Source organism: Hydrogenibacillus schlegelii, from assembly GCF_001653195.1.
GTDB lineage: Bacteria > Bacillota > Bacilli > Thermicanales > DSM-22653 > Hydrogenibacillus > Hydrogenibacillus schlegelii.
In genome coordinates this window covers 238,178-263,076 of record NZ_JXBB01000001.1, presented here as the reverse complement: position 1 = coordinate 263,076, position 24,899 = coordinate 238,178, and the positions used below count along the sequence as shown (strand labels likewise).

The 24,899-nt window shown below is 64.5% G+C and carries 19 protein-coding genes and 1 pseudogene; 9 read left to right on the top strand and 11 right to left on the bottom strand.

Annotated features, from left to right (window positions below; translation table 11 throughout):
* Positions 1-116: 116 nt before the first annotated feature.
* From nrfD to SA87_RS01200, 3 genes are read right to left on the bottom strand one after another with little or no spacing between them, the layout of a single operon-like run.
* Positions 117-1,148: an NrfD/PsrC family molybdoenzyme membrane anchor subunit gene (nrfD, locus tag SA87_RS01210; RefSeq protein WP_169816877.1), complete on the bottom strand. Its 1,032-nt coding sequence runs from the start codon at positions 1,146-1,148 to the stop codon at positions 117-119.
* Between the two features lie 45 nt (positions 1,149-1,193).
* Positions 1,194-1,733, bottom strand: a complete 540-nt coding sequence (locus SA87_RS01205; RefSeq protein WP_066197830.1) for a 4Fe-4S dicluster domain-containing protein — start codon at positions 1,731-1,733, stop codon at positions 1,194-1,196.
* A gap of 13 nt (positions 1,734-1,746) precedes the next feature.
* The gene (locus tag SA87_RS01200) at positions 1,747-3,933 is read right to left on the bottom strand and encodes a molybdopterin-dependent oxidoreductase (RefSeq protein WP_066197827.1); all 2,187 of its coding nucleotides are present in this window, start codon (positions 3,931-3,933) and stop codon (positions 1,747-1,749) included.
* Between the two features lie 996 nt (positions 3,934-4,929).
* Between SA87_RS01200 and SA87_RS01195 the strand changes: the two are divergent.
* Positions 4,930-5,788, top strand: a pseudogene (locus tag SA87_RS01195) (transposase).
* Positions 5,789-6,173: 385 nt separating this feature from the next.
* Here the strand turns inward: SA87_RS01195 and SA87_RS01190 are convergent.
* The 5 genes from SA87_RS01190 to SA87_RS12465 all read right to left on the bottom strand — a co-directional run bounded on the left by SA87_RS01190 (position 6,174) and on the right by SA87_RS12465 (position 12,139).
* Positions 6,174-6,851, bottom strand: a complete 678-nt coding sequence (locus tag SA87_RS01190; RefSeq protein WP_245637593.1) for a DsbA family oxidoreductase — start codon at positions 6,849-6,851, stop codon at positions 6,174-6,176.
* Between the two features lie 622 nt (positions 6,852-7,473).
* Positions 7,474-9,045, bottom strand: coding sequence for a hypothetical protein (locus SA87_RS01185; protein ID WP_066197824.1), 1,572 nt, complete (start codon positions 9,043-9,045; stop codon positions 7,474-7,476).
* Between the two features lie 56 nt (positions 9,046-9,101).
* Positions 9,102-11,180 (bottom strand): efflux RND transporter permease subunit, encoded by a 2,079-nt coding sequence (locus SA87_RS01180; protein ID WP_066198074.1) that lies wholly within the window; start codon positions 11,178-11,180, stop codon positions 9,102-9,104.
* 97 nt (positions 11,181-11,277) lie between these two features.
* Entirely contained in the window at positions 11,278-11,832 is a 555-nt protein-coding gene (locus tag SA87_RS01175) for a hypothetical protein (RefSeq protein WP_066442006.1), read from the bottom strand.
* A 16-nt stretch (positions 11,833-11,848) separates the two neighbouring features.
* The gene (locus tag SA87_RS12465; protein WP_066442009.1) at positions 11,849-12,139 is read right to left on the bottom strand and encodes a hypothetical protein; all 291 of its coding nucleotides are present in this window, start codon (positions 12,137-12,139) and stop codon (positions 11,849-11,851) included.
* Positions 12,140-12,538: 399 nt separating this feature from the next.
* On the opposite strand from SA87_RS12465, the gene SA87_RS01165 reads away from it, so the two are divergent.
* From SA87_RS01165 to SA87_RS01155, 3 genes are all read left to right on the top strand, one after another.
* Positions 12,539-13,339 (top strand): patatin-like phospholipase family protein, encoded by an 801-nt coding sequence (locus SA87_RS01165; protein WP_066197820.1) that lies wholly within the window; start codon positions 12,539-12,541, stop codon positions 13,337-13,339.
* Positions 13,340-13,515: 176 nt separating this feature from the next.
* The gene (locus SA87_RS01160) at positions 13,516-14,055 is read left to right on the top strand and encodes a GreA/GreB family elongation factor (RefSeq protein ID WP_066197815.1); all 540 of its coding nucleotides are present in this window, start codon (positions 13,516-13,518) and stop codon (positions 14,053-14,055) included.
* 37 nt (positions 14,056-14,092) lie between these two features.
* Positions 14,093-14,914 carry an SDR family NAD(P)-dependent oxidoreductase gene (locus SA87_RS01155; protein ID WP_211258094.1) on the top strand — a complete coding sequence of 274 codons (822 nt, stop codon included), beginning with the start codon at positions 14,093-14,095 and terminating at the stop codon, positions 14,912-14,914.
* 66 nt (positions 14,915-14,980) lie between these two features.
* Here SA87_RS01155 and folB read toward each other — a convergent pair whose 3' ends face one another.
* From folB to SA87_RS01140, 3 genes are all read right to left on the bottom strand, one after another.
* Entirely contained in the window at positions 14,981-15,379 is a 399-nt protein-coding gene (gene folB, locus SA87_RS01150) for a dihydroneopterin aldolase (protein ID WP_245637592.1), read from the bottom strand.
* 203 nt (positions 15,380-15,582) lie between these two features.
* Positions 15,583-16,902 carry an NCS2 family permease gene (locus SA87_RS01145; protein ID WP_415579162.1) on the bottom strand — a complete coding sequence of 440 codons (1,320 nt, stop codon included), beginning with the start codon at positions 16,900-16,902 and terminating at the stop codon, positions 15,583-15,585.
* Between the two features lie 148 nt (positions 16,903-17,050).
* Complete coding sequence (locus tag SA87_RS01140; protein WP_169816876.1) at positions 17,051-17,686, bottom strand: DUF7847 domain-containing protein; 636 nt, start codon at positions 17,684-17,686, stop codon at positions 17,051-17,053.
* A gap of 111 nt (positions 17,687-17,797) precedes the next feature.
* Between SA87_RS01140 and miaB the strand changes: the two genes are divergently transcribed.
* From miaB to mutS, 5 genes are all read left to right on the top strand, one after another.
* On the top strand, positions 17,798-19,408 hold the full coding sequence (gene miaB, locus SA87_RS01135; protein ID WP_415579161.1) for a tRNA (N6-isopentenyl adenosine(37)-C2)-methylthiotransferase MiaB: 1,611 nt from the start codon (positions 17,798-17,800) through the stop codon (positions 19,406-19,408).
* Between the two features lie 220 nt (positions 19,409-19,628).
* Positions 19,629-20,123 carry a YlbF/YmcA family competence regulator gene (locus SA87_RS01130; protein ID WP_066197806.1) on the top strand — a complete coding sequence of 165 codons (495 nt, stop codon included), beginning with the start codon at positions 19,629-19,631 and terminating at the stop codon, positions 20,121-20,123.
* Between the two features lie 97 nt (positions 20,124-20,220).
* Positions 20,221-20,796 (top strand): outer spore coat protein CotE, encoded by a 576-nt coding sequence (gene cotE / locus SA87_RS01125; RefSeq protein WP_245637591.1) that lies wholly within the window; start codon positions 20,221-20,223, stop codon positions 20,794-20,796.
* 2 nt (positions 20,797-20,798) lie between these two features.
* On the top strand, positions 20,799-22,103 hold the full coding sequence (locus tag SA87_RS01120) for a putative amidoligase domain-containing protein (RefSeq protein ID WP_066197799.1): 1,305 nt from the start codon (positions 20,799-20,801) through the stop codon (positions 22,101-22,103).
* A 17-nt stretch (positions 22,104-22,120) separates the two neighbouring features.
* Positions 22,121-24,895: a DNA mismatch repair protein MutS gene (mutS, locus tag SA87_RS01115; RefSeq protein WP_245637596.1), complete on the top strand. Its 2,775-nt coding sequence runs from the start codon at positions 22,121-22,123 to the stop codon at positions 24,893-24,895.
* The last annotated feature ends 4 nt before the right edge of the window (positions 24,896-24,899 follow it).

Sequence of the window (24,899 nt, the reverse complement as noted above, 5' to 3'; positions counted from 1 at the left end):
AAGGAACCTCGAAACGGCGAAAAAGAGGGCGGAAGGACACCCTTCCGCCTACGTGCGTCACGTCTCGTCGCTGCCTTATTGTCCATCTCCGCGACCCGAAACGCACCTCAGTAAACTCACCAGGTGGGCAGGAAGTAGACGAAGTGGCCGGCGAGGAGGATGAGGTAGCGAAGGACGAACCCGCCGACAATCGCAAAGAGGTGCATGATCTGCGATGTGGCAAAGAGGCGTGGGCTCAAGCTCCCTGCGTCGACGGGTCTCTTGTCGCCCGCGGGAACCGATGCGGCAAGGGCCGGAACGTGGCCGGCGAGGAGGTGCTTCCGCTCCTGAAGCTCGTACCGGAGGGGCAGCGCGAGCCCCAAAACCACGAGGAGGATCCAGAACGGCAATGCGAGCCTGCCCCAGAGGAGGTCGGCGGTGGACGCCTTGGCGGCCTGGTCGCCGTACCACGAGAAGTAGAGGAGGGCGAAGAGGAGAAAAAGTTCAAGTCCTTTTAGCGATGTGGAGAGGGCGAGGTACGGCGCGTAGTGCTCCTGCACCTTGGGGTCCCACGCCGTGGCCGTAAAGAGCGTGATGGCGATTCCCGTTGAGAAGGCCGAGACGACGAAGAGTACGGGCAGGATGGAATTGTTCCAGAAGGGGACGGCGTGAATGTTCCCGATGAGGAGCGCCGTGTACGTCGCCGTTGCGACGGCCATGACGAGGCCCAAGAAGTCGATCCATCCGCGCCCTTCCACGAACCAACGAAGCCATTCCGGAGGCCGGGCGAAGAAGCGGTCGAGTCCCAAGGGCCACTTCTTCTCTCCGCCGTCGCGCCAGATCTCCGCCAGAGATACGACGGCCCGGTACAAGGCAAGGGGGGTGAAGAGGGTGAGGATGTACACGCCGATGGCCATGATCGACGAGGGGTTGCCGATGTAGAGGAAGAAGAACCTCCACGGGTGGAAGAATCCCGCCTCCGCGTCGATCATGAGGGTGACGAGCCCGATGATCACGAGCGGAGGGGCGACGATGTAACCGGACCAGCGAATGACCTTGAGGTGCGGGTAAAGACGCTGGGAAAGGTACGCCGTCGTGTACGCACCGGCGCTCATCCCCGCGAGAAAAAGGTAAAGGGCGATGATCCAACCCCAGATCTGACCCGGCATGATTTGCCCGGGGTACATGCCAAACGCTCCGCTCGGCATCCCGCATCACCACACGTAGAAGATTTTCGGCTTCGTCCCGAGGTCCGGACGGAGGGGACGGGCCTTCTTCTCGTTGATCTGCTTGTTGAGCTCGCTTTCCGGATCGTCGAGGTCGCCGAAGACGCGCGCCTCACCGAGGCACGTCTGAACGCACATCGGCTGCTCGCCCTCTTTTACGTGGTCGAAGCAGAAGATGCACTTCATCGGCGTGTGCGTTTCCTCGTTGAGGACGCGGGCGTTGTACGGACAGGAAGTCATGCAATATTTACAGCCAATGCATTTGGACTCGTTGAGGAGCACCACGCCGCCGTCTGCGATGTAGCTCGCTCCCGTGGGGCAGTTGTACACGCACGGCGGTTTTTCGCAATGTTGGCACTGAACGGGAATGTTCACGAGGGAGACGACGGGAAACGTCCCGTACTCCTGCTGGTAGAACTTGATGAAGTGCACCTCGGGCGGGAGATCGTTTTGGAGCTGACAGGATACCGTACACGCCATACACCCTGCGCACTTCGTGAGGTCGATGAGCATTCCGTAGCGGGCCATTGGGTTTCACCCCCTAGATTTTCCGCAGGGTGACGACAATTTCCTGCGTCATCGCGATGCCGCTCACGGGATCGAGCTTGTGGTAGGGAAGGAGCGTCATGAAGGAGAAGGCGAAGTTTCGCCCGGGGGCGTCCTTTGCGAGACTTCCGTAGGGCGCGTAGATGAACACCGCTTCGGGGTGGATCGCCTCCGTGAGGTGGACCTGGACGCGCGCCGTTGCGGCTTCCGAGCGCACTTCCACCCAGTCCCCTTCCTTGAGGCCCATGCGCTCGGCGACGCGCCGGTTAATCCACAGGCGGTCGCCGTGGTAGTGCTCCGTGAGCGCGAGAAGGTAGGGGTTGCGCGTCGTGTTCGTGTGTGAATGGTACGCCTGACGTCCGTTGATCAGGCGGAATTCGCCTTTGGAGACGTCCGGCATCACCAGCGGAGGCTTCCAATTCGGGATCGGATCGAAACCCGCCGCCTTGAAGTTCGTGCTGTAAAACTCCACTTTGCCCGTGGGCGTCTCGAAATTCGGCGTCCCGAGCAAGAGGGGAGAATTCAGGACGACCGTACCCTCGGCCTTGAGTTCGTTCAAGGAAAGCCCCGTGGGAGCGAGCATCGCCTGGTTCAACTCGTCGATCGTGAAGTTGAAGTACTTTCCGACTCCCGCCGCTTCGGCGATGCCCCGGTAAATCTCCCAGGAAGCTTTGGTCTCGGGGTGGATCTTGCCGATCGCCTGCTGGCGTAAGGCGACGACGGGCTTCTTTCCGCCTATGCCTTCGACGACGTCGTCGCGCTCGAGGTAGCTCACCTCGGGAAGTACGTAGTGGGCGAGCTCCGCCGTCTCGCTCATGAAGATGTCCACCACGACGAGGAGTTCCAAAAGCTTGTAGGCCTCGCGGGCGTAGAGCGGGTTGTTGTAGTGCATCACGGGGTTCGAGCTGTTGACGATGATCGCCTTAAGCGCCCCGTCGCGAATCTTATCCGGCACGGCGGTGACCACGTTGTGGGGAAGCGTCCACTCGTTGTCCACGCGCGGAAGCGCCGGCTTTTCCGGAGCGGGGTATTTCGCCGGATCGAGGTTACCGAAGGGAGGATTTTTGCCGAAGATGAGGCCGCCTTCCTTTTGGTAGTTTCCGAGAAGCGCGTTCACGAGGGCGACGGTGCGCGCCGTGTCGACGCTGTTCGCATATGAGTTTCCCGTGGGGCCGCGCCATCCGGGGTGGATGAAGGCACGCGGCTTGTTCTTCCCGAGACCCCGCGCCACCTCCTCGATCGTCGCCGCCGGGACGCCGGTGATCTCCTCCGCCCACTGGGGCGTGTACTTCTCCACAGCCTGGGCGAACTGTTCAAACCCGTAACCGTACTCCTTGACGAACGCGGCGTCGTAAAGGCCTTCCCTGATGAGCACGTGCGCCAAGGCGAGGACAAAGGCGAGGTCCGTCCCCGGCCGGATGGGCACCCACTTCGTCGCCATTTGGTACATGTTGTTCCCTCGTGGGTCGACGACGACGATCTGGGCGCCCTTTTCCCGTGCTTTGGCGAGCTCGAAGACATCTCCCGGGGTGATCCCCTCGGCGAGGTTGCGACCCATGTAGACCATGTAGCGGGCGTTCGCGATGTCCGTGCCCGGAGTTCCGCCGACGGTGTGCTCGAAGCCCACCACGCGTCCGGTGTTGCAGGAAGCGTCGTGCGTAAAGGTGTTCGGCGAACCGAGAGCCCACAGAAGGCGCTCCCCGTACCATCTGGCCGTCTTTCGTCCCGAGTAGCTGATGTGGGCGATGACTCCCGGACCGTACTTCGTGCGGATTTCCTGGAGCTTCTCCCCGATTTCCCGGAAGGCCTGCTCCCAAGAAATCGGCTGGAAGCTTCCATCTTCCATCCGCTTGAGGGGCTGGGTGAGCCGCTGCCGCAGATACGGCGTAGCCAAAAGACCGTGCCCGCGGGCGCAGATCTTACCCTTGCTCTTCGGATGCTGCGGGAGGCCGACGGCACGCCACACGCGGCCGTTTTTCACGTAGACGTTGAGGCCGCAGTAGTTTGAGCACGCCGCACAGAGCGTCGGGATCACGCGGATGTCGTCCTTCCGTTCAGCCTCGGCCCTTTTCCCTTTCCACGTCTCAAAGGAAAACGTCCCTACCGCGCCTACGGATAGAGCGCCCACAGCGAGGGCCGTCGCCTTGAGAAACGTGCGGCGGGAGATTTTTTCCTCAAGCATCTGCTTCCCCCCTTCGCGTACCTCGCGTGTGCTTGAGAGTTCACCCGTTCTCGACCGCTTCGGATGGTGTGTGGACCGGCGCAAGGAGAAAGCGCTTGCGCTTTCGCTTTCGTCCATCCCCTCCGTTCGGCCCGAAGCACGGAAATCCGTACCCTACGGGGCTTGTGAGTACTTTCACTACTACTCTACGCTCAGAAAAAATCGTTGTCTATAGAAGGAAGCACGTCGTCATGAACGTTTCAAAAAAGATCGTCCTTTTTGTGACGATTACCTGTTTGCACTATGGTAAATGAGGAAAATAAGTGCGAACTCGTTTGCCGACAAAAAAAGCCCCCGAAGAGACCTCTCCTGTGCTCGGTTGAAATCCTGTCATTCGTACTTCCCCGACGGTCCGTATCCGCGTCCCCTTTGGCGACGCCCCCACCTGGGCATCCATTCTGCAGATCCCGTCTTATTGCCCGCGGGCTCTTCGGGGCACCCTTCGCCCGTGGAGTTCCCTGCCTCCTCAGGTTCCCGTCCGTCCCCGTGCACGATCAGCCGTTTCCCGAGGACGAGGGACTCCGCTACCTTGCGTCGCGCTTCTTTGTACATTCGTTATACGGTAGATCGAGCCTCGCCCGTACGGGCGGCCCACTCTTAAGCCCCTCGAGATCGATCAACCGAATCGTCTCGAGTTTCTCAAGGGGCATGTGAAACGTACGCTCCCACGACCAAGGTCCTTGTCCCAAGGGGCCGAATTCGCGATACTCGGGGGAAAAACAGACGCGGCGACGTTTGCGCGGTCTAGGCATTGCGCGTCCGGCTCGCCTTTGAAAATTTTCGTATTTTTTCATGTTCTTATCCGTCTTTTCGGACGCCCCGTCGTCCCCGCTGCAGAGGGCGTCCTCGATCCACCGAAGCTCGGCGAGGAGTCGTTCCCACCGGAGTTCCAGCGCCCGCCGCGATTTCCGGATCGCCCAACCAGGGCCAACCGGGCCCTCTTTGGTAGAATCTGGGTTGGACAAACATCACACATCAGACGACGCGATTTTGGAAGGGCTCTTTCAACGAGACGGAGGCGTCGCCAAGCTCGTCGAAAGTGTTGTCAATCAAATTCTCCAAGCGCAGGTCCAAGAGCAGTTGAAGGCGGCACCTTACGAGCGGACAGAGGCGCGAAGAGGTTACCGTAATGGGACCTTACGCGCACGCTCACCACACGGGTGGGGCGACTGGTGTTGCGCGTTCCAAGGGTTCGGAATGGCGAGTTTTCAACGGAGCTTTTCGCTCGGTACCCGCGTAGCGAGCAAGCCTTTCTCCTCGCCTTGATGGAGGTCGTGTCCGACCGTCACAGCGGGCTCGTCAAGGCGCTTCAGACCGAATTTCAGGGCTCGACGAAGAGCGGGGCCAGACCCCCTTCGTGCGCCATCTCTTGGACGCCACGCCCAAGGCGTTGCAGGAAGAGGTGGACCAAGAGGTCCGCATGATCCTCGATGCGCCTGATCTGAAGACCGCGCGGCTGCTCAAAGAGGCGTTAGTCGAAGCCTACAGAGAGAAGGCGCCACAGGCGGTGCAGGTGTCGGAAGATGGCTTTGATGATGTAACCGCTGTTTTGGTCCTCCCTGAGCGATATTGGCGGCGCTTACGCACGACCAATGGCGTCGAACGGCTGGGCGAAGAGATTCGGCGACGCGAGTGCGTCATTCGCTTCTTCCCCAACCGGGAATCGGCGATCCGTCTGCTGGGGGCGTTCCTGATGGAAATCGACGAAGAATGGAGGACGGGCCGGAAATATCTCAACATGGACGAATATGAGACATGGAAGAAGGTGCAGCAGGCCTGGAGAGAATCAAATCAGGCCTGTGCAACAACGGCCTAAGTACTCACCGCTTCATTCGCCGAAGAGGGCAATTTTACACACGATCTCGGACTTGACCTTGCGGTTTTACTGCAGACGCTGACGTGGTGGGAGCGGTAAACATCGGGGAACGTTTCTTCGATGTGGAGCTCTTAGCACTGGCGGAAAAGTACTGGTACAGTCGGAATCTGCGCCGTTAAGATAAAAGAACTCCTCCTTGTACGTGCCGCAAGTGCGGAGTAGGTATCTTTCCATGAAGCCATAAGGTCGCCTCCAGCCGGGATGAAGGAAACGGACCGTAGCGGAGGCGCCTCGCCCTGAAGGAACGGGAAGCCCCGTCCTTCAGGACGGGGAGGCTTCACGCAGGAGATCCAGCTTTTCGTCGGTTTTTACCCTTTCTTTAACGTCAGTCGATGCGAGAGGTCCCATGCTGCGCCAGGAGGCGCTCGATCCAACTCTTGAGCCGTTCATAAGGTTGGGCCCCGCTGAGGGTGTACTTGCGCTCCGCCACGAGGGTGGGCACGCCCCGGATCCCGTACAGGCGGGCCCGCGCCAGGTCCCGCTCGACGGCCTCCCGGGTCTCCGGCGAACGAACGTCGCCTTCCCACCGGGCCACGTCGAGGCCGACGTCTTCGGCGCACCGACGGAGCACCGCGAAATCGGCGATGTTCAGGCACTCTGTGAGATGGGCGCGCTGGATCCGGTCGTACAGAGCCCAGTGCGCTTCCTGCCCGCCCTGGCGCTCGGCCGCCTTGCAGGCCAAAAGCCCCGGCATGGAGTACGGGTAGTCAAAAGGGCGCGTGGCCATGAGCGCGGCGTCGATGCGGTGGTCATCGTCGTTCTGGTTGGCCGCTCGCCAGTGGGAAAGGATCTCCCGCTTGGCCTGCTCCTTTGAACCGAACATGGTCTCCAGGGATTCCGGCGTCGGCGCCAGGGCAAAGGCGCGGTGGACGATCCGGATTTCGGGGTACTCGGCGGCAAGCCGCCGAACCCGCGGAGAAAGGGCGTAGCACCACGCGCAGAGGACGTCGTGGAAAAACTCCAGCTCGATCTCCGGGCGGGAGGTCTTGGCAAGACCTTGCATCGGCGGGACGCCTCCGTTTCGGCTGAGGATGGCGCTTGCTCGGGCTCAGCGGGCGATGAACCGGTCTGTAGGCTTACCCGGGTAGAGTTACTTATCATTTTACCACAGGTCGACCCGACGGCGTCAACGCCGGGCGGCATGCCTTCGGGCCGCGTTCTTTCCCGACCCGCTCGGTTGAGAGGAGCGGCGGTGGGGTTTCGGCGGGCAGCCAGACGGCACCGTGCGGGGCGCGAACGGCAGCTCCGGATCGCCGGCGTCGCCTATGGTGTCGCCTATGGTTCGGAGGACGGATCCTGATGCGAAGCTTTTCGGCGGGAGGAAGCGGATGAAATAGGCGGGAAACCGACGGGCGGCGCCGATCGTCTTTGATGACGAGGCGCTTCTCGGGCGGTACGGCGTCTAGGGGTTGCGTTCCGGAGATCGTTCCGAAGCCTGGGATCGTACCTGGGGAGGACGAAATCGGGGAGATCCGGTTCAAAACAAGCGGAAATGACTTGAGCACAAGATCAAAGGGGAAGTCCTGCCCCATCGGTGCTCTTGCAGCGGCGGCAGGGCACGGCTTTCCAAGCTCGCTGGCGGCGTCAGGATGGGAAACGGGGCATGGCTCCGTGCGGCATGGCCCTCACCGCTGAAACAGGCGAGAGAAAAAGGCCCAGATCCGCTCCAGGAAGGGACGCTGTTTTTCTTGCGGTTGAGCGGCGGGCGTCGCCGGTGGCGCTTGGGTATCCGGAGCGGGTTTCTCTTTCGGATGTTGAATCGCTTCGCTCTTCAGGATGAAGCGCACGTCGCCTTTGGCCCCGTCGGGTTTGCCGATGAAGGTGTCATAGGCGGCGGCTAAGGATTGGAGGGCCTCCATCCTGGCCTGGGCTTCGTTCCATTGTCCCAAGCCCGCCCGGAGTTCGCGGTCCATCGTCGCCGTCCCGCCGGAGAGCCTGCGGACGGCCGCCGCGAGTCGATCCGCGCCGCTTGCCGCTTGATCGGCGGCCCCTGTCAGTTGGGTCGCGCCTTCCCGAGAGGCGCGGAGGCCATCCTGAAGCGCTTTGAGGCTCGGAAACGGCCGCCCTTGCCACGTTCCTCCCTGCTTCAGAAGCGTCAGGGCCTCTTTTTCTTTTTGCAATCCCTGAAGGAGCGCGTCCAAAGACGCCTGAAGCTCGGGATTTTGCAACGACGCCGTTTTGGCTTTAAGCCCCTGCGCCAGGGCGATAAGCTGCTCGTGGGAGGAGAGAAGCTCGTCGAGCACGGCGGCGTGCGCGTCGCTCACGCTTTCCAGCTGTTTCAATCCTTCCGCGAGCTCGGTCAAACCGGACTTCATTTGCCGGATGCCGGCGGGAAGCTGCGCGGAACCCCGATCCAGTTCGGCGAGGGCCGAGGCGAGATCTTCGATCCCTTCCGCGAGTTTTTCCATCTGCGCCGGGTCCACCGGCATCGTCGGCATCGGCGGGATCCCGGGGATTAAGGTGATGGTGATCGGATCGAGTTCGATGTGGTTCCCGGTCATCTCCACGGTGACGGTCGCCTCGGGGTCGGGCACGACCATCCAGGTGGCGCTCATCGTTTTCCCCGTCACGACCGTCATCGCCTCTCCGGTTTGCACGTCCCGAAAACGATCCACCGGGATATTGACATTCACCAGGGCGAGAAACGGCGTATACCGTTCTTTTTCCGCGGTGCGCGTCCCGCCTTTTTCATCGACGGAGGGGTTGGACCGGGCCTGTTTGAGCTTGTTTTGAAGATGCACTTCGATTTTGACCCGGCCGTCTTTTCCGGCGAGCTCCTTTGCCTCGACCGGTTGGCCGTTCAAGGTATAGGCGATGGCCGCCTCGACCGGCAACGCTTTGGACGTCTCCCCGGAATAAAAGAGGTCATGTTCGCCGTCCACGTCGAGCGTCCAGACGATCGCGTCGCCCTGGACGGTCGGCATCTCCCGGCCGCTTAAGTTCGTAATGTTCTCGAGCGGACCGGCGTCTCGGACGGAGATCCGGCCGTGACCCTTGACGTGCAGCCAATCGACGACGATCGTCTTTTGGACGCTGCCGGCGGCGTCGAGGAGCGCATAGACCGTTTCGTGATCGGTGACCGTCGTTTGACCTTCTTGCTCTTCGGCAAAGACGCCGGAGCCGGAAAGCATCCCCAGGGAGGTGGCGAGCAGGATCGATACCCCGCGGGTCCACGCGCTTCGGAATGCTTTTCCCATCGTGTTTCGCTCCTTTCTTTCTTGGGTCGGTGCATCCGGACGTCGGGGCCCGTGCTTCAGGACGGTTGCTTTGGCCAGCCGACGGTCGTCCGGGCGATGAAACCGCTCAGGGTGAGCAGCACGGCCGGGAGCAAGAAAACGATCACGGTGAGCGAGATGAGGGCGCCGCGGGCGATCATGAAGGTGAGATCGCCGAGGAGCGAAATGTCGGTCACCATCCAGATGCCGATGACCGCGGCGAACAGGGCCAGCGCGCTGCTCAGGATGGCGCCGCCGCTGGCCGATACGGCGCGCGCCATCGCCGCTTTCGGGTCTTTCGTCTCCTGGCGGGCCAGTTCTTCTTTAAAGCGGGTGACGAGTAAGATGGCGTAGTTGATCGTGCTCCCCAGCTGGATGGCGCCGATGGCAAACGTGCCGATGAAGGGCATGGAACGGCCGAGGTAAAAGTCGAGGCCCAGGTTGAACAAAATGGCCAGCTCGATGCTTCCGACCAGGACGATGGGCAAAGCGAGGGAACGAAAGGCGATGAGGATGATCCAAAAGATCGCGACGATGGAGATCAGGTCGACCCGCCGGCTGTCGTCTTGGACCGTCGTCACGAGATCGTTTTGGAGCACCGCTTGGCCCGTCAAGTAGGCGTGCCCCGCATAAGGGCGGATGATGGCTTCCGCCGCTTCGATCATCCGGGTCGTGCGCTCGTCGTACGCCCCGTACGTCAGTTGGATCATGGACAGGTTGTAACGGTCTTGGGCGAACATCGCTTTGACGTTTTCCGGGACGAACGCTTCCGGCACGGTGGGGTCGATCAGCGTGTCGAGGCCGATCACGCGCCTCACGCCGTCCAAGGTTTCGATCTGTTTCACGATGTGCGTGCGTTCCGAAGCGGAGAGCGTATCGTCCATGATCAGAAAAGCCGATTCGGTCGAGGGAAAGACCCGCCGGATCGCCTCCAGATTTTGGATGGCCGGAAGATTCTTCGGCATGAGCCGATCGATGTCGTAGACGACGTCCACCGAGGCATAACCGATCCAGGCGGGGATGAACAGAAGTAAAAAGAGTCCAAAGATCGGCTTGTGGTGGCGGACGATCCGCCGGGCGAGGGCGTCGAAATCGGGGACGAACGTGCGGTGCTGAAAGCGCTCGATCCACGGTTCGAAGATCAGGATCAACGACGGCAGCAAGGTCAAAATCATCAGCACGCTGATGAACACGCCGCGGGCCATCGTCATTCCGAGATCGCCGCCGATCCCGAGCGCCATCGCCGTCATGGCCAAAAAACCGGCGATCGCCGTCGCCGCGCTGGTCAAGATCGCCTGCGCCGTGTGGCGGATGGCGTCGGCCATGGCGCTTTCTTTGTCTTTGGTGCGCCGCTCTTCGGCGTAGCGGTGGACGAGAAAGATGGAAAAATCCATGGTTACGCCCAGTTGCAGCGCGCCGGCGACGGCGGCGGTGATGTAGGACATCGAGCCGCCCAGGTAGTACGAGAGGCCGAGATTGTACACGATGGCGACGCCGATGGACAGGAGAATCAAAACGGGAAGGAGAAACGACGGCAGGGTGAGTCCGAGAAGCACAAGTGTGAAAAGGACGGCCGCCAGCGAATAGAGGGGCATTTCGCTTTCCAGCTGCGCCCTCAGCTCGGCAAGCATCGGCGGCGTACCGGCAAAGTAGGCGTCGGGACCTAAGACGGCTTTGATTTCCCGAACCGCCCGATCGGTTTTGAGGGAGGCGGCTTCTTCTTGAAACTGGATTTGCATCAGGGTGCCGTCATCGGCATAGAACTGGTCGATGAGTTCCGCCGGCAAGAATTCCCGGGGGACGGCCAAATCGGCCAGGTCGCTGATCCAGGTGACGGCTTCGACGCCGTCGATCTGTTCGAGGCGCTCCTTGAGCGCTTCCGCTTCGACGTCGCTTTTGTTTTTGAGCATGAGGATGCCCGTACCGCCGTAACCGAAGGCCTGGTTCAGGATGTTCTGCCCTTGGACCGAAGGGAGGCGCTCCGGAAGATAGGCCAAGATGTCGTAGTTGATGCGTGTATGGTTCATCCCGTACCCGGCCGGGATGAGAAGGAGCAAGGAGAGCATGACGATGAGGACTCTCTTTTTGACGACCCACCGGGCCATCGCGTCCAGCATGTTCGACACCCGCCCGTTTTTTGGTTCCTGGTTGTTCTCTCAAGCACCCAAAAAACCCAAAAATACGGCGGAGAAACGCCCGCCTCCATGTTTCCCTTTAGAGGCATGCTTCCCGCAGAAAGTCGTCCAGTAAGCGGACCTCCTGCTCGGTCAGTTCGACCATCGACTGCACATACCGGCCGATGAGTTCGGCCATGGTGAGGTCCAGATCGCGTCCTTCCGCTTGTGCGACGATGCCGAAAACCGTGCCGATGAGGAGTGCAAGGCACGTTCTTCCGGCCGGCACATGGGAGAGGAGGTTTCGGATCAGCGCTTCGGTTTTCCGGTCGAGCTGGCGCAGATAAGCGAGCAGGAGCCCGAAGAACCACGCTCCGAAAGCGGCCCGCGATCCGGCGTGCACGAGCTCGTGCAGAAACGTTTGGACGATTTCGCGAAGGCCCTGGCTTTTGACCCGATCCAGCGCCTCGAGGATTTTGGCCTTGACCTCGGGCCACTCGTTCTCCCAGGCCTTTTCTTTTTCGACCCTTTTTTGTTCGAAAAGCCGGATCGCCTTCAGGCTTGGGATAAAGACGACCTGGGAGCGGCCCACGGCGCCGGGAGACAGAACGGAGTCGCGGATCAGGTAGCCGAGTTTTTCCAGCCCCTTCACCATGTCGTACGACGTCCGCTTATCTCACACCGATCGCTTTGGCCAGGATTTCGTCGTGGACGGGGAACTGCGTTTTGTGATAAAGTTCAATCACGTGGCGCAGGAATTCTTTGCGGCGTTCGGTTAAGAGCATCCCTTCCGCACTCCCGCTCCGTTTATGCTCATCATGCCCAAAAAACCCAAAAAGCCAGCGCAAAGAGGTCGGGATGAGGCGAAAAGCGGCCTCCGCCGCGGCCCATGCGGCCTCTTTGGGTCGGTGCGGCTTGGCTCTTGCGAGCAAGGCTTCATGTAACGTGGGATCGGCGAGCATTTCCGCCCAGCGGACGAGCGCTTTCTCGTCGCCCGTTTCGGCCGGGCCGAGGGAGACAAAGAGGCGGGCATTTTTTCTTCCGGTCCCGGGAGCGCGTGAACCAGAAACATCGGCACGCCGACCGCCAGGACCTCGGCGAGGGGGACGCCGCCCGGCTTCAAGTCTTTCAGGGCTTGGGCGCGCGCCAAGGCGGCCCGTCGATGCCCGGCGCCGAAATCGCTGGTTCAGAGAAAGAAAGCGCGGTTGGGGAGCGATGGCCCATTCTGATCCTCCTGCGGGGGATGAGAGTTTGGAGGCTGCCTGAAGTTCGGTTATCCTATTAAGCGGCACAAAAACGGCTGCCGGGAATTCTTGAGCCCAAGAGGAGGCGGAAGTTTGTTTGCGCGGAGGGAGGCACACGTGCGACCTCGAATCGGTCTGGCCCTGGGCGCAGGCGGCGTTCGCGGGCTGGCTCACCTCGGCGTGATCGAAACGTTGGAAAAGGCAGACATTCCGATCGACGCGATTGCCGGAAGCAGTGTCGGGGCGCTCATCGGCGTGCTGTATGCGAGCGGTCTACCGGTCGGGCGGCTGCAGGAACTGTCCCGGACGCTGGAGTGGCGCCGCTTTGTCGACGTGTCGGCCCCCCGCTACGGACTGCTTAAGGGCGAACGGTTCAAAGCGCTCGTTCGGGATTTAACGCGGGGCAAGCGACTTGAAGACCTCGCCATTCCGACCGCCGTCATCGCCACCGATCTTAAAAGCGGTGAAATGGTCGTTTTCACGGAAGGGCCGGCCGATGTGGCCGTTCGGGCCAGCATCGCGATTCCGGGAATCTTTACGCCGGTGTTTGTCGAGGACAAGGTCCTGGTCGACGGGGGACTCGTCGCGCGCGTCCCGGCCGGCGTGCTCAGGCAAATGGGAGTGGACGTGGTGATCGGTGTGGATGTTTCCCCGGCGCCCCGCGTCGCCGAAATTCGTCACATTTACGATGTGCTCATGCGCAGCCTGGAAATCGCCGGACATCACCTCATTCAATGCCGAAACCGGGAGGCGGACATTCTCATGACGCCGGATATGGACGGCTATCGGGCGACGGTGTGGGTCGACGATCCTGAAGGGCTCATTGAAACGGGGCGCCGGGCGGCTTTGGCGCACGTGGAGGTCATCCGGGGCAAGATCAGGCGGCTTGAAGCCGTGACGTCGGATGCGAAGGCATGATCGGCCCTCGACGCACGCTCCGCTGCCGGGGGAGTCTAACGCTCGAGCAGGCCGGAGGAAAACGGGACGGCGCTTCCGGCGCCGTGCGCCGGCGCCGTTTGTAGCCGGTGGTCGGGCGACGACGACACGGGATGTTGATGGGCTTTCAATCCCGCTTGGTGAGGAGGGAGGCCGCGATGAGCAAAGCGTTTTTGAAAGACGACCTTCCGAACGAGCCGTTCATCGTGCCGCCCCTTGCCGACCTCCCGCCGGGCACGCCGAACCGGGTGACGCCGCGGGGACTCAAACTTCTGGAGGAAAAACGCGCCGCGCTCGAAGCGGAGATCGAGCGATGGCGCGCCGAACACGCCGAAAGCGATCCGGCGGTGCCGGTCCCGGCCGTGCTCTATGAACGCCTGAACGAAGTGCAAAAGCGAATCGCCGAGGCGGAAGTCGCCCCGCCTCCGGCGGCCCCGACGGACGTCGTCCAGTTCGGAGCGACGGTCGTTGTCGAGGGGATCGGCGGTGAATTTGCCGGCGAGCGGTGGCGCTTTACGATCGTCGGCGTCGACGAGGCGGCGGAGTTTTGGGAGGACGACCTCGTCGCTTTTACCGCGCCGATCGCGCAGGCCGTGCTCGGGCGAAAGCGGGGCGACGAGGTGTGGTTTTCGATCGAGGGGCGGAAGCAGCACCTCCGGATCGTCGGCGTCGCTTACGGCTCGGATGACGGTTCATGATGAAAAGCTTGCTCGGGTCTGAAAGGGGGACGGCATGATGCGACCATCGATGCGACCCGTGAACAAAAGTGAGGCCGGGCGGCGTTTTGTCGGCAAAGTGGCCGTCGTCACCGGCGCGGCCCGGGGCATCGGCCGGGAAGTCGCCGTGCGGCTGGCGGCGGAAGGCGCGCGGGCGGTGTTTTTGCTCGACGTCCGCGAAGCGGAAGGGCGGGAGGCCGAGCGGGCGGTGGGCGAAGCCGGACGGGCGTTCGGCACCGTGGCGCGGTGGCTTCGCGTCGACGTCGCCGAACCGGGCGAGGTCGAACAGGCGGCGGCCGCCGTTCGGGCGGCGTTTCCTTCGATCGATGTGCTCATCAACAACGCGGGCACAAGCGGCCGGCCGCTCGGCGACGGACCGGTCCATCGGGTGGCGGTCGAGACGTGGGCGAGGGTGCTCGCGGTGAACCTGACCGGCGTTTTTCTCGTCTCCCGGGCGTTCATCCCCCTCATGCTGGAGCGGGGCGGAAGCATCGTGAACGTCGCCTCCGACGATGCCCTCGTCGGCCAGGCGGCGCCGAACGACACCCACGCCTACACCGCGAGCAAAGGCGGCGTGCTCGCCCTGACGCGGGCGATGGCCGTAAGCTACGCCCCTGGGATTCGCGTCAACGCCGTGGCCCCCGGCTGGGTGCGGAGCCCGATGACGGAAGACCTCTTTGCCCGGCCTGACGTCGGCGAGCGGCTGGCGGCGGCCTCGCCCCTCGGCCGGGCGGCCGAACCGGGGGAGATCGCCGAAGCGATCCTTTTTCTCGCCTCCGACGCGGCGTCGTTCATCACCGGGACGACGCTCGTCGTCGACGGCGGCGCGACGATCTGGTGACCGGCGGCGCCGGTCGGGAGGCGGTCGATGCAGCCGGAGCGCTTCGGCGCGCCGATCGGGGGCCGGTCAGTGCGGCCGGGCCTCCTGGGGACGCCGGCGCCGGACGGTGACGCCAACGGCCGAAAGCGCCCCGGGAAAGGGCGGGTCGAGCTTCCGCACGGTGCACTCCGCCGCCGCGACCCGCGGATCGAAACGGAAGCACGCCTCGACGATGTCCCGGGCGACCGCCTCGAGGAGGTTTTTGGGCGGTCCCTCGACGATGTCCCGGACGAGGGTGTATATTTTTTCATAATCGATCGTTTCGGCGAGGGCGTCCGTCTCCCCGGCTCGGGCGAGGTCGACCGTCAGGCGAAGGTCGACGGTAAAGCGCCCGCCTTTTTCTTTTTCCGCCGGAAAGACGCCGTGCCGGCCGAAAAAGAGCATCCCTTCGAGAAACACCGTATCCACCGGTCCGTGTCCGTCCATGGGCGGCGAACCTCCTTGGTCCTCGACGGTGATAAAAAGGCGGCCGTCAAATGCGGCGATGAACAGCGGCCATAAAAATGCCGCCCGGCGAAACCGGCCTCCGTGCGCCGGGCGGATGGATCGGCCCTCCTCGAACGATCCCGACGGCGTCGCCATGCGCTCCGCCGGCCGGGCGGACGGATCGGGTCCTCGGCCGCTTGACCTCAGACGTGCGGCAAAAAGAGAAGCTGCACCAGAAACAACGCGGCAAACAGCCAGAGAAGCGGATGGACCGTCCGCCCTCGTCCGGAAAAGAGCATCAAGAGCGGGTGGGCGATGAAGCCGAGGGCGATGCCGGTGGCGATGCTCGACGTAAGCGGCATCGTGAGGGCGATGAGAAAGGCCGGGAACGCCTCTTCGAACCGGTCCCAGCGGATGTGCCGGAGACTTTGCAGCATGAGGCTCCCGACGACGATGAGCGCCGGCGCCGTGATCGCCGCCAGGCCGGCAACGGCGGAGACCGCCGGGGCGAAAAAGGCGCTCAGGATGAAGAGCGCCGCCACGACGACGGCCGTAAGTCCCGTCCGGCCGCCGGCGGCGACGCCGGTGGACGATTCGATGTAGGCGCTCGTCGGGCTCGTGCCGAGCATCGCGCCGACGGTCGTGGCGACGGAATCGGCGAGGAGGGCGTGCTGGACGCGGGGCATCGTGCCGTTTTTGAGGAGCCCCGCCTGTTCGGCCACGGCGATCATCGTCCCCGTCGTGTCAAACAGCGTCACGAGCAAAAACGAAAAGACGACGGCATACAGGCCGTGTTGCACGACGTCAAAGACGGCCTGCCACGGGCTTTCGAACACGAGCCACTCCGGCATGCTCGGCACCGAGACGAAGCCGTCGTCGAAGCGGAGCATGCCGAGACCGTAGGCAACGGCGCCGGTGAAGACCATGCCGAAAAAGAGCGCTCCCGGCACGCGAAGGACGAAGAGGACGGCCGTGACGAGGAGCCCGCCGAGGGCGAGGGCCGTCGCCGGCGCCCGGAGGTCGCCGAGGGTGACGAGGTTTTCCGGGTGTTTGGTCACGATGCCGCTCAGCCTCAGGCCGATGAAGGCGATGAAAAGCCCGATGCCGGCGGTGATGCCGTGCTTCAGATTGTCCGGGATCGCCCGGATGAGGGCTTCCCGGAAGCGCGTCAGCGAAAGCAGCAAAAAGAGCACACCGGCGACGAACACCGCGCCGAAGGCGACGTCGTACGGCACGCCGGCGCTGCCGGCGACGGCGAAAGCGAAGTAGGCGTTCATCCCCATCCCGGGGGCGATGGCGATCGGATAGTTCGCGAAAAGTCCCATCCAGAGCGTTCCGATCACCGTCGCGAGGATCGTCGCCATGAACACCTGCTGAAACGGCACGCCGGCCTGGCTCAAGATGATCGGGTTGACGACGACGATGTAGACCATCGTGAGAAACGTCGTCACACCGGCCAGGACCTCTCGCGGAACGTTCGTGCCGCGGGCGCGCAGTTCAAAGCGCTTTTCCAGTCCGTTCACCCTGACCCCTCCATGGAAAATGTTCCGTTCCGGCCCGTGCGGTCGCGGCCATAATACCGAACGTTAACCAGGCCGGGAAGAATAATATTCGTCATCTAGGAGGGGGAACAAGCCTCATTTTTTGCCTTCCGTTCCGGTCGGCCGGTCGTCAGGGGCGGGAAACTTTTTCCTCGATCGGAGGGGTTTCGGCGAGCCGCGCGTAATAGTTCGCCTGAAAGGCGGTGGCCAGCGTCGCCGCCGGCAAGATGCCGATCAGAAGGGCGATGAATCCGGCGACCAGGACGAGAAACTGGACGAAGAACAGGCCGAGGATGCCCCAAAACTGCCCTTTCGTAAGCTGCCAGCTTTTGGAGAGCGCTTCCAGCGGTCCGAGGCCGTCGGCGATGGCGTACGGGAAAAACGACAGCCGAACGAGGAGGTAGAGGCCCGGAAGGATGAGCAGGAGAAAGCCGACGGCCACGACGGCGCCGTACAGCAGGCCGGCGGCGAGGTACTTCCAGAAATCGAGGGGATAGGCGAGCACCTCGCCGACCTGCGGCCGCTCTCCCCGCACCGCTCGGAGAAAGGTGAGATAATACCCCCGGGAGAGGATGGCGGTGAGGAGGACGCTCACGACGTTCGACCAGAGGCCGGGGGCGTCGGCCCCGTACAGGTTCCGTTCGTACACCAGGATGATCTCCGCCGGGATCAGGACGAGGGCGGTAAAGAGGAGAAACGCGCCGAGGAGCGGCCAGAAGCGGTTCGCCCACGCTTCGAAGCCGCCGGAGAGGACCCGACCGAGCACGGTCGTCGCTCCTTTCGCAAGGCAGTATGAAAATTTATCCATTGCCAGCATAACGAAAAACGTTCCGGCGATCAAGCGTAAGACGGGCCCTTTGTGTTATAATCCGATGAGATGATTTCACGAAAGGAGCGAGCAAAAATGGAACGGGACGGCCGAACGGACTTAAAATCCGCGCCGGTCTCCCCCGCCATGGCCCGGCTGCCGCTCGACGTCCGGCTGGAGGCGGACGGCAAGGCCGTCGTCCGGGTGAAGGGCATGACCCGCCGGGCGATCATTCGCTCCGCGCCGGTCATCGACCTGAGCCGGAAGCGGAGCCGCGGCGAGGCCCCGGTCGTCTACTTCGACGGGGCGCTTTCGCCGGAGCTCCGCCGCCTCGGCGAGGGAAAGACGTACCTCATCTACACGTGGGGCTGTCAGATGAACATGCACGATGCGGAGACGATGGCCGGCATCCTCGAGCTCATGGGCTTTCGGCCGACGGAGGTGGAGGAAGAGGCGGACGTCATCCTCCTCAACACGTGTGCCATCCGGGAAAACGCCGAGGACAAGGTGTTCGGGGAGCTCGGCCGCCTGAAGACGTTGAAGGCGGAAAAGCCCGGCCTCGTCCTCGGCCTCGCCGGCTGCATGGCCCAGGAGGAAGGCGTCGTCGCCCGCATCCTCGCCGAGTACCCCCACGTCGACCTCGTCTTCGGCACCCACAACATCCACCGGCTGCCGGTCCTCCTTCGGGACGCCCTCCTCGGAAAAGAAATGGTCGTCGAAGTGTGGAACATGGAGGGCGAGATCGTCGAGCGGCTGCCGAAGCGGCGCCAGGGCGGCCTCAAGGCGTGGGTGAACATCTCCTACGGCTGCGATGAGTTCTGCACTTACTGCATTGTTCCCTATACCCGGGGCAAGGAGCGGAGCCGGCCGCCGGAAGAGATCCTGGCGGAGATCCGCGACCTCGCCCGGCAGGGGTACAAAGAAGTGACGCTCCTCGGTCAGAACGTCAACGCCTACGGCAAAGACTTCCAGACCCGCCGGTACACCTTTGCCGACCTCCTGCGGGACGTCCGCCGCATCGACATCCCGTGGGTCCGCTTCACGACGAGCCATCCGCGGGACTTCGACGCGGACACGATCGAAGCCCTCGCCCTCGGCGGGAACCTCGTCGAGCACGTTCATCTCCCGGTGCAATCCGGGAGCGACCGCATCTTGAAGCGGATGAACCGGAAGTACACCCGGGCAGGGTACCTCGAACTCGTCCGGGCCCTCCGGGACCGCATTCCGGGCGTCTCGCTCACGACGGACCTCATCGTCGGTTTTCCCGGCGAGACGGAGGCCGACTTTGAGGCGACCCTCTCCCTGGTCGAAGAAGTCGGTTACGACGCGGCGTTTACCTTTATTTATTCCCCGCGGGAAGGGACGCCGGCGGCGAAGATGCCGGACGACACGCCCCTTTCGGTGAAAAAGGCCCGCCTCGCGGCGCTGAACGAGCGAATCGCCCGCATCGCCTACGAAAAGCAAAAGACCCTCGTCGGGAAGACGCTCGAGGTGCTGGTCGAAGGGCCCAGCAAAAAAGATCCCGGCGTCCTCACCGCCCGCACCCGGACGAACAAGATCGTCCACCTCGCCGGAGGGCAGGAGCTCGTCGGCCGGTTCGTCCGAGCGCGCATCACGCAGGCCAGGACGTGGACGCTCTACGGCGAAGTCGTCGACCAGAAGGCGCCGGCGCTCGTCTGAGCGCCGGCGAAGGATCACCGGCGACCCGCGACCTTCCGGCGCACCGGATCGCCCGCGGCAGCTCTGGTCCGACCGTCGGGCCGGATCTGAGCGCCGAAGAAAGCGTTCGCCGCGGGGATGCGATCGCGGCCGGGACCGCGCCGCCGGCATGGGTTTTCGGCCGGGGCCGGCGCCGACGAATGAGCTCGCCGAACGCCAAGCTTTCGGGAGGGGAAGGCCGATGTCCCAGGTGCCGGCGCCGGAGGGCGCTCGACGTTTTCCGCTTCGTTCCCGGGAAGAGATCCTGGCCAAAGCCCGGGAGCTTGCCGATTTTATCGCTCAGTCGGAGGAAGTCCGCTTTTATCAGCTCGCCGAACAGAAGATCAAGGCGAACGGCCGCGTCTCTTCCCTCATCGCCGAGATCAAGCGAAAGCAAAAAGAGGCGGTCAACGCGGAGCACCTCGGCAAGAAGGTCTATCTCGAGCAGGTCGAGGCGGAAATCCGGGCGCTTGAAGCGGAGCTCGATGCGATTCCGATCGTCCAGGAGTTTAAGGCGGCCCAAACGGAGGTGAACGACCTCCTCCAGCTCATCACGACGACGATCGCCAACGCCGTGACCGACCGCATCATCGAGGACACCGGCGGTGACGTCCTGAGCGGCCAGTCGGGCCGCCTGCCCCCGGACGACGTGGCGGCGCTTGAGGCGGCGCTCCGGGAGCGGGATCGGATCGGCTGACCGGTGAATCGACTGCCCCGCGCTCGGTCGCGGGCGCAAGCCGGCCCATCGGGCCGGCTTTTTTCGTCTTCACCCCCGACAAGCGCCCTGCATAGAGATGTATCGACCGCTCCGGAGGGGGGAAGCGAAGACGATGGCGACGAATGAAACGGAGATGGCATCCCGGGAGATCATCACCAAAGCGGTGGTGGCCCGGGGAAGCCGCCTGAGCCAGACCACCCACCAGATCGCCACGCCGCACGCGCCGTCAAGCATCCTCGGCTGCTGGGTGATCAACCACACGTTTGTTTCGCATAAAGCCGGCGATGAAGTGGAGGTCAAAGGCGCGTACGACATCGACGTCTGGTACTCGTACGACGACAACACGAAGACGGAAGTGGCCAAGGAGACGGTCCAGTACGTCGAGCGCATCCCGCTTTCGTTTCTCGACAGCGAAATCATCGGCGACGCGTTTGAGGTGCGGACGCGGGTGACGGAAGCGCCGAACGCCGTCGAGGCGAAGGTCCACGGCGCGGGTGCGCAGGTGGTCGTCGAAAAGGCCTTTTCGACTGAGGTGATCGGCGAGACGAAGCTGTGCGTCTACGTCGCCCCTTCGTGCGGTGAGGTGGATGACGAAGAGGAAAAGGACGACGGCTTCGACGACGGGGAAATCATCATCGAAGATCTCCGCTGACGATGACGCAGAACGACGGAGCGTTCCGCCCGGCGGAGCGGGCGGCGCTCGCCGCCGCCGGCATCGAGGTCGGCGCCGCCGGGCCGGCGGCCGCCGGGACCGCCCGCCTGCTTCGCATCGTTCTGGACGGCCGAACCGTCGCCTGTGCCGAGCCGCCGGATTTTTACCGCCGTCTGCTCGAAGCGTTCACCCGGGACGCGCCGGGGGAGGGGTCCCGGGCGGCCGACGTCGACCGGCTGCGGAGGGGCGGCGACCGCCGGGCGGCCCGGCTTGCGCTCACCGCCTGGCGGGCGATGTATCTTCTCGGCCGGGACGCCGGCGAGGTCATCCTCCTCGACGCCGGCCGAAGCGGCCGCATTGTCGCCGTCCGGCCGACCGCGGGGGTCGGTCCGACCGGCGGGACCGCCCCGCCTTCGGCCGGCGGGACCGTTCCGGCTCCGGCGGGGGCAGGCGAAGGCGGGCTTCGGTTCGGCGCCGATCTGGAATGGCTGATCGTTGACGCCGGCGGCAGGATCGTCCCGGCGTCGCTTTTGTTTCCGGAGGCGGGTCCGATCGGGACGGACCGGCAGGTCGTCCGGGGGCGGTCGGGGCGCGCGCATCGCCCGATTGCCGAACTCCGGCCGGCGCCCCAAGATCGGGCGGAAGCGGTCGTCCGGGAGGCGGCGTCCCTGTTCGGACAGGCGATCGCCGCCGTCCGTCGGCGGCTCCGGCGGCCGTTTGCCGTCCGGGCCGGGGCCCGCCCGGCCGGGGGTCTGTCCCTGGGGACCCACCTGCACGTAAGCGGCATCTTGCCGGAGCCCCGGCTTCTTCGGGCGCTTGATCGGTACGTGGCGCTGCCGTTTTTTTGTCTGGAAGACCCGGCGGGCCGCCGTCGGCGCCCCCGTTACGGCGGCCTCGGCGATGTGCGCCTGAAGGCCCACGGCGGGTTTGAATATCGGACGCTGCCGAGTCTCTTCGTCGATCCGGCGCTCCTCTGGGCGGCCTTCGCGCTGGCGGAGGCGGTCGTCCGATCGCAGGCGGCACTTCCGGCGGATCCGCTTCCCCCTGCGGTCGTCCGGGGGTACTATGCCGGCGAGGACGCCGTCGTCTGCCCGGAGGCCCGGGCGGCGCTTCGGCGGCTTCAGGCGGTCCTCCGCCGGCGGGACGGAGGCATTCCGGAGGCGCCGGCCGAGGCGGGGCTTCGGGCGATTGCGGTGCTTCAGGCGCGGATGGACGCCGGGTGGCGCTGGCGGGAGGCGGACGACGTCCTCGCCATGTGGGGCGGCGATCCGGCCGGGCCGTGGACGGGCTTTGCGGGTGTGGTATAATGGCCTCGGTGACGGCCATGGCGGACGGACTGACGCCGATGTTTCAGCAGTATCTGGAGCTCCGCCGGCAGGTGCCGGATGCGCTCCTTTTTTTTCGCCTCGGCGATTTTTACGAGCTGTTTTTCGACGACGCGCACGTGGTGCACAAGGTGCTGGGGCTCACGCTCACCGGTCGGGACGGCGGCCGGGAGCGGGTGCCGATGTGCGGCGTGCCGGTGCACGCCGCCGAAGGGTATATCCGGACGCTCCTCGAGCACGGTTATAAGGTCGCCATCTGCGAGCAGGTGGAAGACCCGAAGACCGCCCGAGGCCTTGTCCGGCGGGAGATCGTCCGGATCATCACCCCGGGGACGGCCGTCGAGGAGGGGCTCGTCGACGACGGGCCGGGTCATCTGGCGGCGGTGTACGGCCGGGAAGGCGCGTACGGCGTGGCGTTCGTCGATGCCACGACCGGCGACGGGGCGGTGCTCGCAGAGCGTTTGCCGACGCTTCAGGCGGTTGCCGAAGAACTGATCGCCTTTCGGACGCGGGAGGTGCTCGTGCCGGCGGCGGCGCCGGAGGGGATGCAGGCGTTTTTTGCCCGGTTGGGCGTTCCGGTGACGCCGTTTGATCCGCCCGGGGCGCCGGAGGCACGGGAGGGGTCGGACCCGGCGGCGTTCTGTCCGCCGGAGGCGCCGCCGCCGGCCCGAACGGCGGCGGAAGCCCTCTACGCCTATGTGCGGCGGGTTTACCCGGCGCTCGTTCGGGCGCTCCGGCCGCTTCAGGCGTACCGCCGGGATCGGACCCTCGTCCTCGACCCGTACACACGGGCGAACCTGGAACTGTTCCGCCGGAAGCGGTCCGGGGAGGCGGCGGGGAGCCTCTTTCAGGTGATCGACTGGACGGAGACGCCGATGGGGCGGCGGCGACTCGCCCGGCGGCTCGAACGGCCCCTCGTCGACGGGGCGGCGATCGCCGAGCGGCTTAAGGCGGTGGCGTTTTTCGTTCGGGAGGGGCTCCTCCGGCACCGGGTGCGGGAAGCGCTGCAGGCGATGTACGACCTGGAGCGGCTTACGGCGCGGCTTGCCCTCGGCACGCCGTCCGGCGGTGACCTGGCCCGGCTCCGGGAGACGCTTCGGGCGGCGCTTCGCCTTCGCGCGGTGCTTTCGTCGGCGGAAGGGGCACCGATGGTCGTCCGGGCCTTTCTCGCCGCGGAGGCGGCGCCGATCGAGGCGGCGCTCGAGCTCCTCGAGCGGGCGCTTCCGGATGAGCCGCCGGCCGCCCCCGGCGAAGGCCGCTTTTTCCGGCCGGGGTACGATGCGGAGCTCGACCGCCTTCGCGCGGTGCTCGAAGAAGGGTCGGCGTGGCTTCGACGCTACGAAGCCGAAGAGCGGGAGCGGACCGGGATTCGGTCGCTCAAGGTCGGCTACAACAAGGTGTTCGGCTACTACATCGAGGTGACGAAGGCGAATCTCGACCGGGTGCCGCCGGAGTACGTCCGCAAGCAGACGATCGCCGGCGGCGAGCGGTATGTGACGGAAGCGCTCCGGGCGTGGGAGGAGGCCGAACGGGAGGGGGTTGAGCGGCTCGAAGCCCGGGAGCGGGCGCTGTATGCGGAGCTGATCGGACGGCTGCAGGCAAGCGGCGAGGCGTTCCGGGCCCTCGCCGACGGACTGGCGGAGCTCGACGTCGCGGCGGCGCTGGCGGAGCTTGCCGTCCGGCGACGGTACGTCGAACCGGTGATCCGGGACGACGGCCGGATCGTCCTTCGCGGAAGCCGGCATCCGGTCGTGGAGGCGGTCCTGCCGGAAGGCCGGTTCGTCAAAAACGACGTCGTGCTCGACGATCGGCGCCGGATCCTCCTCATCACCGGGCCGAACATGGCCGGAAAGAGCACGCTCATGCGACAGGTCGCTTTGGCGCAGATTTTATTTCAAATCGGCAGTTTCGTGCCGGCGGATGCGGCGGAGCTCACGCCGGTGGACCGGATCTTTACCCGGATCGGCGCCGCCGACGACCTCGTCCAGGGGGAAAGCACGTTCCTCGTGGAGATGAAAGAGGTCCGGCTTGCGGTGACGGAGGCGACGCCCCGAAGCCTCATCCTCATCGACGAGCTCGGCCGGGGGACGTCCACGGAAGACGGCATCGCCATCGCTCACGCGGTGATCGAGTACATCCACGACGTCGTCGGCGCCAAGGCGCTCGTGTCGACCCATTTTCACGAACTGGCGGCGCTTGAAGGCCGGCTTTCGGGCCTGGTGAACGTCCACATGGGCGTCGAGGTCGAGGCGGAGCGGATCATCTTTACGTATCGTCTCCGCCCCGGGGCGACCTCCCGCTCGTACGGCATCGCCGTCGCCGCTCGGGCCGGGCTCCCGGAGCGGATCATCCGCCGGGCGGAAGCGCTCGTCCGGCGCTACGGCGGCCGGACGCCGGAAGAGCAGCCGACGCTTTTTGACGGCGGCGGCTCGACCACGGTCGAGACGGCCAAGCGGATGATCCCGGACGAGACGACCGACCGAACGTCTCCGGCCGAGCCGGTCGACCGGACGCCCGCGGCCGCCGGTGCGAAACAGGAAGGCGAAAGCCCGGCGGTGGCGGCGGCCCTCCGGGTGGCGGAAGCGATCCGGCGGCTTCCCCTCGAGCGGATGACGCCCCTGGAGGCGTTCGACCGGCTCCGTGAGTGGCAGGCGGAGCTCGGTGCCGCCAACAAAGCTCCCGTCGCCGATGCGGCCGCCGAAAGCGACGGGCCGAAGCGCTCGACGGGGCCGGAGAAAACACCGAAAAACGCCCGGCCGCCGGCCGGGCGGTGAACCC

Excerpts from the sequence above, each read along its gene's own strand:
- SA87_RS12465 (WP_066442009.1), bottom strand. The coding sequence starts at position 12,139 with ATGCTCGCCGATCCCACGTTACATGAAGCCTTGCTCGCAAGAGCCAAG.
- mutS (WP_245637596.1), top strand. The coding sequence starts at position 22,121 with ATGGCGGACGGACTGACGCCGATGTTTCAGCAGTATCTGGAGCTCCGC.
- SA87_RS01175 (WP_066442006.1), bottom strand. The coding sequence starts at position 11,832 with ATGGTGAAGGGGCTGGAAAAACTCGGCTACCTGATCCGCGACTCCGTT.
- nrfD (WP_169816877.1), bottom strand. The coding sequence starts at position 1,148 with ATGCCGGGTCAGATCTGGGGTTGGATCATCGCCCTTTACCTTTTTCTC.
- folB (WP_245637592.1), bottom strand. The coding sequence starts at position 15,379 with ATGGACGGACACGGACCGGTGGATACGGTGTTTCTCGAAGGGATGCTC.
- SA87_RS01120 (WP_066197799.1), top strand. The coding sequence starts at position 20,799 with ATGACGCAGAACGACGGAGCGTTCCGCCCGGCGGAGCGGGCGGCGCTC.
- miaB (WP_415579161.1), top strand. The coding sequence starts at position 17,798 with ATGATTTCACGAAAGGAGCGAGCAAAAATGGAACGGGACGGCCGAACG.
- SA87_RS01180 (WP_066198074.1), bottom strand. The coding sequence starts at position 11,180 with ATGCTGGACGCGATGGCCCGGTGGGTCGTCAAAAAGAGAGTCCTCATC.
- SA87_RS01205 (WP_066197830.1), bottom strand. The coding sequence starts at position 1,733 with ATGGCCCGCTACGGAATGCTCATCGACCTCACGAAGTGCGCAGGGTGT.
- SA87_RS01160 (WP_066197815.1), top strand. The coding sequence starts at position 13,516 with ATGAGCAAAGCGTTTTTGAAAGACGACCTTCCGAACGAGCCGTTCATC.
- cotE (WP_245637591.1), top strand. The coding sequence starts at position 20,221 with ATGTATCGACCGCTCCGGAGGGGGGAAGCGAAGACGATGGCGACGAAT.
- SA87_RS01155 (WP_211258094.1), top strand. The coding sequence starts at position 14,093 with ATGCGACCATCGATGCGACCCGTGAACAAAAGTGAGGCCGGGCGGCGT.
- SA87_RS01130 (WP_066197806.1), top strand. The coding sequence starts at position 19,629 with ATGTCCCAGGTGCCGGCGCCGGAGGGCGCTCGACGTTTTCCGCTTCGT.
- SA87_RS01190 (WP_245637593.1), bottom strand. The coding sequence starts at position 6,851 with ATGCAAGGTCTTGCCAAGACCTCCCGCCCGGAGATCGAGCTGGAGTTT.
- SA87_RS01200 (WP_066197827.1), bottom strand. The coding sequence starts at position 3,933 with ATGCTTGAGGAAAAAATCTCCCGCCGCACGTTTCTCAAGGCGACGGCC.
- SA87_RS01185 (WP_066197824.1), bottom strand. The coding sequence starts at position 9,045 with ATGGGAAAAGCATTCCGAAGCGCGTGGACCCGCGGGGTATCGATCCTG.